The sequence below is a fragment of the Bdellovibrionales bacterium genome (genome assembly GCA_041662785.1).
Lineage (GTDB): Bacteria > Pseudomonadota > Alphaproteobacteria > UBA9219 > UBA9219 > UBA8914.
This window is the reverse complement of record JBAZRW010000014.1, coordinates 17,908-30,918: the sequence shown is the minus strand read 5'-3', so window position 1 is coordinate 30,918 and position 13,011 is coordinate 17,908. Positions and strand designations below refer to the sequence as shown.

At 54.6% G+C, this 13,011-nt stretch carries 12 protein-coding genes and 1 tRNA gene; 1 reads left to right on the top strand and 12 read right to left on the bottom strand.

Features of this window, described 5'->3' with window-relative positions:
• Positions 1-133: 133 nt before the first annotated feature.
• From WC612_08030 to WC612_07995, 8 genes are all read right to left on the bottom strand, one after another.
• Positions 134-208 (bottom strand) — tRNA-Thr (locus tag WC612_08030).
• A gap of 139 nt (positions 209-347) precedes the next feature.
• Positions 348-1,043, bottom strand: a complete 696-nt coding sequence (locus WC612_08025; GenBank protein MFA6280714.1) for a hypothetical protein — start codon at positions 1,041-1,043, stop codon at positions 348-350.
• Positions 1,044-1,087: 44 nt separating this feature from the next.
• Entirely contained in the window at positions 1,088-1,705 is a 618-nt protein-coding gene (locus tag WC612_08020; GenBank protein MFA6280713.1) for a hypothetical protein, read from the bottom strand.
• 140 nt (positions 1,706-1,845) lie between these two features.
• Positions 1,846-2,718 carry a UTP--glucose-1-phosphate uridylyltransferase GalU gene (galU, locus tag WC612_08015; protein MFA6280712.1) on the bottom strand — a complete coding sequence of 291 codons (873 nt, stop codon included), beginning with the start codon at positions 2,716-2,718 and terminating at the stop codon, positions 1,846-1,848.
• 196 nt (positions 2,719-2,914) lie between these two features.
• On the bottom strand, positions 2,915-3,310 hold the full coding sequence (locus WC612_08010; GenBank protein MFA6280711.1) for a response regulator: 396 nt from the start codon (positions 3,308-3,310) through the stop codon (positions 2,915-2,917).
• Positions 3,297-4,022, bottom strand: coding sequence for a zinc-ribbon domain-containing protein (locus WC612_08005; protein MFA6280710.1), 726 nt, complete (start codon positions 4,020-4,022; stop codon positions 3,297-3,299). Before WC612_08005 ends, WC612_08010 begins: the two co-directional genes overlap by 14 nt.
• A 42-nt stretch (positions 4,023-4,064) precedes the next feature.
• Positions 4,065-5,159: a 5'-nucleotidase gene (locus WC612_08000; protein ID MFA6280709.1), complete on the bottom strand. Its 1,095-nt coding sequence runs from the start codon at positions 5,157-5,159 to the stop codon at positions 4,065-4,067.
• A 100-nt stretch (positions 5,160-5,259) separates the two neighbouring features.
• The gene (locus WC612_07995) at positions 5,260-6,798 is read right to left on the bottom strand and encodes an LOG family protein (protein MFA6280708.1); all 1,539 of its coding nucleotides are present in this window, start codon (positions 6,796-6,798) and stop codon (positions 5,260-5,262) included.
• Positions 6,799-6,947: 149 nt separating this feature from the next.
• Here WC612_07995 and galE point away from each other — a divergent pair, with 149 nt between their 5' ends.
• Positions 6,948-7,928, top strand: a complete 981-nt coding sequence (gene galE / locus WC612_07990; protein ID MFA6280707.1) for a UDP-glucose 4-epimerase GalE — start codon at positions 6,948-6,950, stop codon at positions 7,926-7,928.
• Between the two features lie 270 nt (positions 7,929-8,198).
• On the opposite strand, the gene WC612_07985 is transcribed toward galE, so the two are convergent.
• Genes WC612_07985 through rfbD form a run of 4 tightly spaced genes read right to left on the bottom strand, consistent with a single transcriptional unit; the run spans position 8,199 to position 12,951 of the window.
• The gene (locus WC612_07985; GenBank protein MFA6280706.1) at positions 8,199-10,109 is read right to left on the bottom strand and encodes a nucleoside-diphosphate sugar epimerase/dehydratase; all 1,911 of its coding nucleotides are present in this window, start codon (positions 10,107-10,109) and stop codon (positions 8,199-8,201) included.
• The gene (locus WC612_07980; GenBank protein ID MFA6280705.1) at positions 10,106-11,170 is read right to left on the bottom strand and encodes a glycosyltransferase family 4 protein; all 1,065 of its coding nucleotides are present in this window, start codon (positions 11,168-11,170) and stop codon (positions 10,106-10,108) included. Before WC612_07980 ends, WC612_07985 begins: the two co-directional genes overlap by 4 nt.
• A 23-nt stretch (positions 11,171-11,193) precedes the next feature.
• On the bottom strand, positions 11,194-11,973 hold the full coding sequence (locus WC612_07975) for an alpha/beta fold hydrolase (protein ID MFA6280704.1): 780 nt from the start codon (positions 11,971-11,973) through the stop codon (positions 11,194-11,196).
• The gene (gene rfbD / locus WC612_07970; GenBank protein ID MFA6280703.1) at positions 11,974-12,951 is read right to left on the bottom strand and encodes a dTDP-4-dehydrorhamnose reductase; all 978 of its coding nucleotides are present in this window, start codon (positions 12,949-12,951) and stop codon (positions 11,974-11,976) included. It abuts the gene before it with no gap.
• Between the last annotated feature and the right edge of the window lie 60 nt (positions 12,952-13,011).

Genomic DNA, 13,011 nt, shown 5'->3' with positions numbered 1-13,011 from the left:
CAGCGCCGCGCCTATGGCTTCAGGAACTTCGAGAACTACAGACTGCGTGTGATTGTTTTATGTGGCCACCTGAAGGCGGCCTCGCTATGATCTCATCATCCCTTGCCCCATCCTTTGGGGTAGAGCCAGAAACTGGTGCTGCCGCGCGGAATTGAACCGCGGACCCCGTCCTTACCAAGGACGTGCTCTACCCCTGAGCTACGGCAGCGAATGGGCTAAACCCGTGGGAGGACTGAACGTCTCAGCTCCCCCCTCCAACTCTTGCAAAAAGCGCCCTCTAAAAGCGCGATTCCGTAACAAAAGCTGCGGCTTTTTGCCATACTTGACGGCATTACGCAAGCAGGCTCTTAAAAAGAGCCGCCCGGCTTAAAATTCATCTGCACGCCAGCCTTTTCCCACTTTTGGTTAGATTGGGTGCTGGTCGCGATATATTGCTGCGTGGCCGCTGCCTGCATGACTTGCCCATAGTCCGTAGGGGTTCGGTTAGAGGACGTTTTTTCGGCCTGAATAAGGTTGAGAAGCAAGCCCGGCAGGCCGCCATCCTCCGTCTTGCCGCTGCGGATGCCTTCGTCCTGACGTTCCTTTGGCCCCCAGAAAAGTTCGGAGACACGCTGATCGCCTGCGTTCTTCTTTTTCTTCTTTTTGATCAGGCCGGTTTCTTCGTCATAGGCATCGTCGTCGGCGTCGTCATCCCATTTGACGTCTTCCCAATAGATGTACAAAAAGTCTTGGACGGCGCTGGAGATAAAGGGCAGGTTCACCAAAATCTCGCGGAACATCGTGGCGGCGTTGAGGATCGAAGTTTCCTCTAGCTGGCGAACCTCTTCTTTTTCCTCATCCGTTTTCATGCCTTTACGCGCGGCCATGACGGGAACCATGCAGTTGTCCTTCAGCTTGCGCGCCCAGTCGGCGGCTTGCTCACTACGTTCCATTTCGTTGTTTTCGCGATAGATGTCGGCGATGGTTTTAAACCGCTTCACAAGGCACTCGGACCAGTACCACCAATCATTGAAGGGAGCGCGTTGGGAATAACTTTGAGCCATTCATAATATCCTTTTAAAAACGGAGAATTCTTCTCTTTTTTCTTTTAATTCATTCGGCCTGCTGAGCGCAAGAAGGTGCTGTTCTTTTTGCTCCACAGGTTGGCCAATTCTTCGCGGCGCATGTGCTTTTCAGCAAAACGAGGTTTTTCGATGCGTGGGGCGCGCTCGCCGCCGGCTTCCTCACGATCCAAAAGCGCTGCGAGAGAGGCGGGGAGGCGGCCATTTTCGACCATGCCGCTGCCGATACCCTCGGCATGGCGTCCATCGGGGCCGCAAAAAAGGATCAAGGCAAGCCGTCCGGCGCAATCGCGAGCCCATGGCGAGTTTAAAAGCTTTTGCATGTCCTCGGACCATTCGGGCAAACGGGTCATGACCTCATAAAAAAGCGGCGTGATCATAGCGATAAGCTTTTCTTCGTAATCGCGCTCTTCGGGTTCATCTTTGGGAATGGAAAAGTCATGCTCATCCGTCAGATCGTGCAAGCGGCGCATAATGTCCGTGGTGCTGGCCAGTCTGCTTTGGCGTTCTTTCTCAACAAAGAAAATTTCGGAATGAGGCGGTTTGGCATAGACATGCGCAACCGTCGTCAGGCGATCAATAATGACCTGCGCCCAATACATCCACTCGTCATAAGACGGCTTTATGTTTTCAAGGTCTGACATAGGGTTTTTCCACAAGGCCCTGCTAAAGTCCATTTTTGCGCCAAAAGCACGTCCTATCTTAGCGAAAAGCCCCTTCTATTACAAGAAGGGGTATTAACCATAGAGAGGATCTAACGCGCTGAAAAAAAAGACAGCGGCGATCAGGCAAAGTATTTAGCCAACGCCTCATGGACTTTGCCGTTGATGTCGGGATCGGCTAGGGAAAAGGCGACATTGGCCTCGAGAAAGCCGATCTTGTCGCCACAGTCATAGCGCGTGCCCTCATACCGCATGCCGTGGAAGGGCTGCCGTCCGATCAAACGGGCCATGCTGTCGGTCAGCTGGATTTCGCCGCCTGTGCCGATGCGCCGCGATTCCAACTCGTCAAAAATTTCAGGCTGCAGGATATAGCGGCCAATGATCGAGAGGGTCGAGGGCGCAAGCTCTGGCGAGGGTTTCTCGACAAGGCCTTTGATCTTCGCCAGTTTGCCATCATCGCCTTCGACATCCAGAATGCCATAGCGGTTGGTGTGCTCGCGGGGCACGTCCACGACGGCCACGATGTTGCCGCCGATCTCGTCATAGGTTTCGATCATTTGCTTCAGGCAAGGCGTTTTGGCCAGTACGACATCATCGGGCAACATAACCGCAAAAGGCTCGCGCCCGACCAGATGACGCGCGCACCAAACAGCATGGCCAAGACCCAACGGTTCGCGTTGCCGCGCAAAGAGAAGGTCGCCAGAGGGAATCTCGGTTGTTTGCAAAAGAGCCAACTCGCGTTGCTTGTCGCGGGCCTCTAGCGTGCGCTTTAGGTCGTTGTTGCTGTCGAAATGGTCCTCCAGCGCACCCTTGCCGCGTGAGGTCACAAAGATGAATTGCTCAATCCCTGCGGCGCGGGCTTCGTCTACGGCGTGTTGGATCAGCGGGCGATCCACGAGCGTCAGCATTTCCTTGGGCATCGCCTTGGTGGCGGGAAGAAAGCGCGTGCCGAGGCCCGCGACAGGAAAAACGGCTTTGCGAATACGTTGCTTCATAAAAAACTCCTTAGGGTTTGTCGATACCTTGGATAGATCCTGTGAAAGAGGTGCAAAAGAACCTGCATAAAAAAACGGGATTCCCGCTTTCGCGGGAATGACGGCATTCTTTTTATTTTTCTCCTCTTATCGTCATCCCCGCGAAAGCGGGGATCCCGTTTATTGTTTTATCCCTCCGCTTTCCCCTTTTAAAACACTAAGCGGAAAGAGGCATGACGTTTTGCACGGCCTCGCATATTTCTTCAAGAGAAAAAGGCTTGGCAATAATGCGGTGGACAAGGGCGTCCAGATTGTGCGCCCGCATGCGTTCCTGCGCGTAGCCGGAAATCATGATGATGCGTAAATCCGGATACTGCCGCACGGCCTTAAGGGCGAGGGCAATACCGTCCACGTTGGGCATGACAATATCGGTAATTAGGACGTCGAACTTCTCGGCGGCCAAAGCATCCAAGGCGGCCTGCCCATCCGGTACGGCTTTAAGCGCTGCGCCAGTGGTTTGCAGCGCGCGCACGACAAACTCGCGCACAGCCGGATTATCCTCGGCGACGAGGATCGAAAGGGCGGCGGGCGCTGTGGGTTCAGGGTTGGTCATGAGGCGTTTCAACAAAGCTAAGATTAACTTCGACGACCGTTCCCTCAGGCGAGAGAATCGCTGAGGTAAAAGGAAGAACTGAGTCTACCTCTAATGTAGCGGGTGATGGCTTAATACGCCAGCTTTGGATGATCCTTTCATCAGGGCCCATGGCATCCACGTTCAAATCGGGAAGGCCCTGTGGTTTTTTGGAAACATTTTTTATTTCCCCTTGGACAATCAATTGCATAGCGCCGTCTTCGTAACGTCTTTCTGAGCTGATGTTCTGCAAAACAAGGCGTTCGTTTTGGGCAGGGGAAGAGGAAAGGCCGATGGCATGATAGGCTGTTTGGGTAAGGGGCCATGTTTTGGCAATATACTGATGGCCAGAAAGGAAGAGAAAAGTCGACAGGACAAGAAGGCCGCCGAGAACGAAAAGGGCCGTTTTAAGAAAACGAGAAGCCATGGCTTTAACATCCGTAAAGCTCAGTCTTTTTGTTTCGGATGTCTCAACAATGGCGGCGTCCGCGCTTAAAACGGGTTCCTTGGCCATAGAGGATGGCGGAGCAGGGGGCGAGAAGGGGGGGGCAGCGTGTTGGGCCGCTGCCTTAGCGGATTGGAACTCCCGCCAAACCTGTCCGCATTTTCCACAGCGAACAAGGTGTGCGCCGCCACGAAACAGGGAGGAGGGAACCAAAAACGAGGCGTGGCAGCTTTTGCAAACGATGATCATTGCCTTTCCTTATAGATTTTAAGGAGAAGGCGGGCAAGGGCGTTATGGGGCGTAGGCAGGCGCGGGACGTAATTGATGCATCGGCGCGTTGGGACAGTGACAACGTTTTTTTATCTGATCGAGGTGCGTGTCAACCCAAGGTACATGGAAGGGCGTTGTTTGAGGGCTTTTTTCATAGGCCTCTTGGATGTGTTTGAGGCTGTCATCGAAGTGAGCCGTCGCGTGGATGTCTTTTAGAACTTCGCCTTTGCGATCCCATCCTGTTGACAGAATACCATCCGGTTCAATGCCCCACGCCTTAAGGGTCGTTTCAACACGACCAAGGGATTGGCCTGTGCGCGCCGTAACAATGGGAATGCTTAAATTGTATTTATCGGGACATGCATTGACCAGATCGCGCAGCGCGAAAAGTTTTTCAAAGAAAGGCGACAGGGGGCCTTTATGGGCCGGAGTTTTTCGGCATTCATGCTCGCGCTGCCATGCGGCTTCCAGCCCCTGTACGGTGGTATAGTTATCATTGTCGATAAATTGATCTTTCGTTCCGTCCTGTCCGCAAGCGACCCCGATAACGCGATCAAAATCAAAGGCAATAACGGCAGCTTTGTAGTTTTCGAATTGTTCGTCTCGCGCCCGTCCTGCTTCGACATGGCCCGCGCAATAGCCAAGGCTCAAAAGGGTTTCAACATCGTTGGGATTGGGTGAGAGAAACAAATCAACCGAGTTTCTGGAAAGAACTTTATTGAGGGCATTGCCGCCGAATTGGGCTGTAAGGCCGCTGCAATGTTCGGGGCGCAAGGGATCGATCAATTTGTGGCAATGCATCGAATGCTTGGCGCGGAGGATTGTTTCTGGTGTGCAGTTGGCAATAAGGGTGACTTGGACAAGCGTGTTTTGCGAGTCGTTAAAGGAAAGCATTTTGGCGACAAAGGGAAACGCTTTGGCCGGCTCAAGCGGCTCAAAAAGGTGGGAGCGCACATACTTTTTATAGGCTTCGTTTCCTTGCTCTTTTAAAAGGCGCTTCTCTTCGGAAAAGTCGAAGACGGAATCTAATGAAACGCCGATATGAAGGATAGGGGTGGGAATCGGGGGGGGCGGCTGTTGCGTGAGCCGGATGTGAGTGGGGCAATATAGGGGCAATGTTTGTTGACATTTTAAGCCTGATATAACTTTCTCTCTAAAGAAATTGGTATAGACTTGTTGTTCGTTTTTGCAAGGTCGATTTAGCGTTTGTTTTGTTTCACCCTGCCGTAAATTTGCTGGCGCGAAAGAAAGGGGGTGGTGAAAAAGCCTTCCTCTTGCCCATTTTGGAAAGCTCGGCCAGAAAATCAGGTTGATTTCCAAGGCCGTCCATAACTTTTCCGACAATCGATTCGGCCCGCCTGTGGAAAAGCAACAGGCCTAAATCTTTCTTATCGAGAAACCCTTCATTGGCGCAGTGACAAGCTTGCTTTGCCAAGGGTTCCCATAAGCGCAGCCCATTATCATTAAGGGGCGGGTCATAGGCATGGGCGACCATACGGGGGCGATCCACATCGCGGCAATGCGGAACGACATCACAATAATCGCCATGACCCGTTTGATTGCGCGTGACATGCGAAAGGGCTTCGTTGGCCGTATGAATGCCGCCTGCGATGACACATTGGCCTTGAGCGATGGTCGCGAAGAGACGCGCTCTTTCAAAATAGCGCGGCACATCAATTTGCATTTCCTGGTTGCTGAGTTGTCGGATGTTCAGGGGCCGGCGTGTGGGGTTTCTTTGAAGCCAAATAACTTTGCCGCCAGCCTCTAAGACGGCCTGTGCCATTCTGGCGCGAAGGCCACGACGAGCCCCCATAAGAACCAATGCTGCGCCAGCCTTAACAAACTGGCGGGCAATCATGGTCGTATTATCAACAAAGCGGGCGCGATAGGTTCTGTTGGTTAGATTGAAATTCGCTTCCTCCTTGCCAATGTTGCCAGAGGCAATGACGCCGATGCGCGGCGCTTTTCCGATAAACGAGAAAATCGCGTTGGGGAGAGCTTGGGGGGTCAAAGAGAGATAGCTGCGCAAACTTGTTGTCGCGATGGCTTTCTTCTGTGGCTCCATCACTATCTGTCCCTGTGTGCGGCGGCGTTGAACGATCCCTTCAATAGCCGTTTGGGCGTTGGGGGCACTGGAAAAACAGTTAAGGTATTCGGGGGGCATTAAGCCTTGGGCCGCGAAGGAGGAAAACAAGGACAGCGTATTATCCCAATAACCGCCCTGATTAACAAAAGTGATGTGCCTATTGGTGCTCGCCGCAAAGATCAACGATTCAAACGCTTCATCCAAAGAGCCATAGCCTCCGGGAAGAACAACAAAACCAGCATCGGCGATCAAGGTCATGGCCGTCTTGCGTTCCCAAAAATCGGGGACGACATGATTGACCGCATGGGCGTGAATGTCTTCGATAGCAACGCCCGCGCCTGTCTTTGAGGCAAAAAGTTCGGGAATAAAACAAACCTGACGGGAACAGTTTTCCAGAACGGCCCCCATAAGGCCGGGGGAGGTTCCTCCCGTAACGGCCACGCCTCCAGCGTCTTCAATCGACTGTCCCAACTCATGGGCGACCACCATGTGGTCAGGTGATTTGCCTTCGCGAGAGCCGCTATAGACAGCAATAAAAGGTCTTTTTTCTAACTGCCATTGGCTAGCCCTAGGGCCAAGACTTTGTATCATTGTGGAAGGGGTCAATCGTCCCAAAGGATTCGTCGGTAAATCACGAAGAAAGGGCATAGAAACAACCGGAGGCGCCATGACTGAACCTGACCTAAAAATAAACCGTTCTTTAAACTTCTCGACTCAGTATAAACCCTACCGTCACCGGAATGAAAAGCATCATTAATGCTTTCATAAATTATTTGTGCCAAAAAGGTGTGGATAAATGCAACGACAGGCGGGATACCATGAAGGTCTTGGTCACGGGCGGCGCGGGCTATATCGGCTCTCATACGGCTTTTGCCTTGAAAAAGGCGGGGCATGAGCCGATTGTTTTGGACAGTATGGTTAATGGTCACGCGTGGGCGGTCAAGTATGGCCCTCTTGTAAAAGGCGATATTGGCGATGCGGCTTTGGTGGCGCAGGTGTGCGCCGAGTATAAGCCAGAGGCCGTGATTCATTTTGCGGCTTTTATCGAAGTGGGCGAGTCTGTCGCGAACCCCGAAAAATATATCGAGAATAATTATCACAAAGCGCAAAGGCTGTTCGATGCGCTGTGCGCGGGCGGCGTGAAGCGCGTGGTATTTTCTTCGACGGCGGCCGTATACGGCACGCCCGTCAGTGACGCGCCGATTGCCGAGGATCACCCGCAAAACCCCATCAATCCCTATGGCGAGGCCAAGCTGCTGGCCGAGAAACATTTGCGTTCCTTGGAAGGGCAGGGGATGCGCTCGCTTGCCTTGCGCTATTTCAACGCGGCTGGCGCTGCGCCGCTGCAGGAAGGCATTGGTGAGGCGCACGATCCCGAAACGCACTTGATCCCCAACGTGCTGCTGGCGGGTCTTGGCGTGAAGGATGAGGTCAAGCTGTTCGGCTCGGACTATCCTACGCGTGATGGCACAGCGCTGCGCGATTATATTCATGTGCTGGATCTGGCGGCGGCGCATTTGGCCGCGCTTGACTATTTGGCGGCGGGCGGCTCTACGGATGCTTGCAATCTGGGGACGGGCACAGGCTCAACCGTTTTGGAAGTGGTGCAGGCGGCCGAAAAAGCCCTTGGCCATCCCGTGCCGCAAAGCCGCCATCCGCGCCGTGCAGGCGACCCGCCGATGTTGGTTGCGAACGCTGCCCGTGCCCGTGAAAAGCTGGGGTGGAGCCCGCGCTATAATCTGGACGAAATCGTCGAATCCGCCCTCGCATGGCACAAGTCAGGGCTGGCTGGCTCTTAGGGTGCCTCTATTTTGCATTCTAATGAGTGCCTGATGGTCTAAAACGACCCTTCCGCCACCACCCTAGCCTGTGAAATTACCCCCTATTGTGGGATCGTTCTACGCGCCGTGAGGGGCCTTTTAAAACTGCTTAAAAAATAGGCATGAAAAAGGCGTTTTCACTTCCGTTGTTCCGCCTTCGCCTTCCTCGTCATCCCGCACGAAGCGAAGCCCAAGGGGCGTAGAGGGGTGCGGGATGACGAAACGGGTGCGAACCCTAACCCCCAACCTCTAACCTCTTTTAAACTCTGGAACCAACTCCTCAAGGCGGGCGATGGCCGCGGTCTCGGTCATGCCTGCTTGCAACAGCGTGGCGAAGTTGGCCAGCGTTTGCTGCAGCTGCGGCAGCTCAACCGTTGGCGACTTGGCAAGACGCACGCCATCGGCGGCTGAGGGGATCAACTCCTCGGTGGGTGCAAAAAGCTCTTCGAACATTTTCTCACCCGGACGAAGCCCCGTGTAGGTGATCTTGATGTCCTCATCGGGCTTCAGCCCCGCAAGGCGGATCATCTGCCGCGCAAGGTCGGCGATTTTGACGGGCTGGCCCATATCCAAAACCATCACCTTGCCGCGTTGATCACCCGGTTGCACGCCCAGCGCCGAGGCTTGCAGGACAAGCTCCACGGCTTCGCGCACCGTCATGAAATAGCGTGTGATGTCGGGATGCGTGACGGTCAGCGGGCCGCCCTTGGCGATTTGTTCTTGGAAGCGCGGGACGACCGAGCCGGTTGAGCCCAGCACATTGCCAAAGCGCACCGTAACAAAGCGTGAGGAAGGCGAGAGCAAATCCAGCGCCTGAATATACATCTCGGCAAGGCGTTTGGTTGCGCCCATGACGTTGGTGGGATGAACGGCTTTGTCGGTTGAGATCATGACCATCGCCGTGACATTTGCCTTTGCGGCGCAGTCAGCCACAAGGCGCGTGCCGATGACGTTGGTGAGAAGCGCCTCACGGGCGTTAAACTCGGCAATCGGGACATGCTTGATCGCGGCGGCATGGAAAACAAGGTCGGGCTTTTCGTCGCGGAAGATTTGCGACAGCCGCGCCGCATCGCGCACATCGGCGATATAGGCGCGTTTGCCTTGCAGGAGATACGCTTCGCTGATCTCCATCTCAATCTTATACAGGTTGAACTCGCTGGCATCCAACATCACAAGGTGCGAGGGGGCTAGGGCGACAATCTGCCGTACAAGCTCAGAGCCAATCGTGCCGCCCGCGCCCGTCACCAAAACGCGCTTGCCCGTCACCAAAGCGCCGATGGCATCGCGGTTGAGGATCGTTTCGGGACGTCCCAGTAAATCTTCCAAAGCGATAGGCTGATCGCGCATCGTCTGCTTGGCTTGAAGATCGTTGCTAAGCTCGGTCAAGGCCGGAAGGCGCGAGAGCTTAAGCCCCAGCGCCGCGCATTGATCCAACAAACCCGCCATCATTGGCGCGTTCATGCGCGTGGTGGCGCGTGTGATCACGACGCGGCTGGGCGCGCGATCCTTATCGCGCAACAGCTCCATAATGTGCGGCAGATTCTCAACCGTGCCCATGACGGGAATGCCGTGGACGTGACGGCCTACGCGCTTGGCGTTTTCGCCGACGATGCCGACAATGCGAAAGGGCGCTTGCGGGTTGCTGCCGACGGCGCGGATAAACAAATCGGCCTCATCGCCTGCGCCGATCAAAAGGACATTGACGCGCCCGCCGCCCGACTTCTCCCACAGGGCGCTCAGCCGCCTTTCGCGCATCACGCGCAGCAGCATACGGGGGCCGCTTAGTCCCGCCATCACGATAAACCAGACGATAAAGGGCAGCGTGCGCGGCACGCCGTCAAGGCGCATGACCAGAAAGGCGACGATGGTATAGGCCACGACGGCGATGGTCGCGGTGCGCAGAATTTGGCTTAAATCGCGCAACGAGGCAAACGCCCAAATCCCGCGATAAAGGCCGCCGAACCAGAAAACAATGGAGCAGGTTACGGTGAAGAGCGCTGTTCCGGCCAGAATTTGCTGGGGCGGAAGCTGCAAGATCCCATCGCCTAGTCGGAAATACAGCGCGACGATATAGGCCAGCGCCGCGATCACGACATCGTGAAGAAAGGCAAGGCCTCGGCGGCTTAAGCGGGGGAGGTGAAGGGCGGGAATGATTTTCATGGTTTGCGAACTTTCTGGGCGCTTTTGGACAGGGAAGCCAAAAGGACGACGATGATCAATACACCAACGCTTAGGCCAAGCCAAGGGGTTGCCATGGACAAAAGCGCCGCGCCGAACAGGGCGACGTTGGCGGCGATGATCTTATAAACGACAGGCTTGGGGCTTCCCTCGCCCAGCGCGGCGCGTTGATAGAAGTGCTGGCGGTGCGCTTGCCAGAACTTCTCGCCCCGCAGGGCGCGGCGCGTGATCGTGATCCCGCTGTCGGCCAGATAATAAAGCGGCAGGAGAAGCGCGGGGAGCATTAGGCCTAGCGTGACCATTTTGATCAGCAGATACGCCACCAAAAAGCCAAGCGGCACGCTGCCGACATCGCCCATAAACAGCTTGGCCGGATGCCAGTTGTAGACCAAGAATCCCGCGCTTGCCCCGATGATAAGGGAGCATAGCGCCATGTCGCCCGTGAGGAGGACTTGCGGGTCAAGCGAGGCTATCGCGCCGATAAAGGATGCAACGCCCGTTACGACAGCGATGGTTTGCGTAGCCGTCAGGCCATCAATCCCGTCCATAAAATTGTACAGGTTCATAAACCATGCCCAGCCAAGAACCATCACGGCGCGATCCAGCCAGAAGGGCAGCGCCGCGCCAAACAGCGTTGCGTGGTCGCCCAGTGCAAAGCTTCCGATTAAGGCGGCAAGGAGGTGGACGGAAAGGCGTAGGCTGGCGCGTAGGCTTTTGCGATCATCCAGCCATGAAATGCCCATCAAAAGCAAAACGCTGGCGATGAGGAAAAGAAAGGGGATGCCAGCCTTCGCTGGCATGACGGAGGAGGGGATCCCGTTTGTTATGGCTATAACGAACGGCCACAAAACGGTCGCAACCATTCCCACCACAATCACCGCCATCATGGCGAGGCCGCCACCGCGAGGTACGGGCGTGGTGTGCATGCTGCGCTCGTTCGGAACATCCATCATCGCCTTGGCAATCAGGCGACCCTTAAGCCACCGCGTGAGCAATGCGCTGACGAGAAAAGCGGTGAGGATAATGGGGGTGAAAGGGGACATAGATTCTTCCAAAAAAGTGAATGTCAGTGTTGGTTAAACCATTCTAATGTTCTCTCTAACATATCATAAACCGTATCGCCGTTGGTAAAGCAGTGATCCGCGCCTTTGATCTCGACATAGCTTTTGGGGCAGATTAGCGCATCGTATAAGATTGTGCGCGTGGTGGGTTCACCCTCATTTTCCGCAGTTATCACCAAAGACGGTGTTGTGATTTTTTGAGCAAGAGCAATGAGATCGGATTCAGACGTGTTCTTATCCATCTCGATCATGGCGGGATTGATCAAATTATCGCAGCCCCATCCAGCGGTATAATAGGGCGTACCTTCCAGCTTCGTGGCGTTTGCTTTCCAAAAAGTTTCATAGGTCAGAAAAGAAGAGTCCCAAAACCCTAATGCCGCAGCCTGTGTGTTGGCATGGATCATTGCCTTCCCGCCATAGGAATGACCCGCGACATAGAGCTTATCGTAAAGCGGGCGGAAATGATCGCAAATGAAAGCTAGATCATCCGCATGTGTTTGGATTGTGCATTCCACCAGCTTCCGCGCATCGGATTCTTGCGAATAAAAGGAAAACCGCACGACATCATAGCCTTTAGCGGCAAAAAAATTGCGGGCTATGACGTGGAGGTATTCTCTTGGATGCCCCGTAAAACCGTGGGCCAAAACAATCACTTTTTTGCTTGGCGTTCTGCTGCGGTTCAACAAACCATAGATTTTTTTGCCATCGACAGCCGCAAGGGAAAACGGCTCTTCAAGCGGAGGCGCGGCAGGGTGCATTTCTGGTGCTATCGTTTTCTTCTCCATCTACCTCGGCATACGGCCTGCGTTGCTCAGGATGGCGAGGGAGGCATCGATCCCGTCCTGCCATGTCTTTTGCTCAATCCCATATACGTTTTTGATCTTGCTGCACTCCAGCGCCGAGTAACGCGGGCGCAGTTTAAGGTGTGGCAAGTCGTTGCTGACAATCGGCGTAAGGCGCGGGTGTTTTTTCGTATGTGGCGCATAGGCCTTAAGGACGGCCTCGGTAAAAGTGTAGCGCGAGCAAGCAGGCGTTCCGCATAGGTGAAAGGTTCCAAACCCATCCGTTTTACCCGCAAGGATTTCGGTTCCGATAACGATCACGGCCTTGGCCACGTCAAGAGCCGAGGTCGGACCCGCGATAATATCGTTCACGACGCGCAGCTCATCTTTCTCTTCGATGGCTTTGAGCGTGCTGGTGAGCAGATTGCGGCGGAAGGGGCCAAAGACCGAGGACACGCGCAAAATGACATGAAAGGGAGTCTCGTGACGGATGGCCTCTTCGCCCATCATGCGACTTTGGCCGTAATGGCTGACGGGGTTCATTTGATCATCTGGCATGTAGGGCGCGTTTTGGCGACCATCAAAAACATAGTCGGTCGAAAGATGGATCAAAGGAACGTCAAGAGCCGAACACTGCGCGGCCATTTGCGCCACGGCACGAAAATTAACCGCGTCGGCGGTTTCGTGATCTTCTTCCGCGCCATCGATGCGGGCAAGGCAGGCGGCGTTGATGACAAGGTCAGGCTTGAAATCCTGCATAGCGCTGCGCAAAGCGGCGGGATTGGTGATGTCGCACTCGGCGCGGGAAAAAAGCCCTAGCTTCCAATCGGGGAAGGCTCCGTCCTGCGCCGCGAGGTGCTGGATCGCCTGACCGACGAGACCGGCTGCGCCCAAAAGCATGATACGGTGTTGCGTCATAAACCTTATGTTCCTTTTAAGAAGGGATTCGCCACGCGATAGTAAATTGCGGGCTAAAAACAAGCAAGGACGTTACGGAAAGGGACTGCCGCTTATAACGGTTGTGGGATAAGAACAAACGCG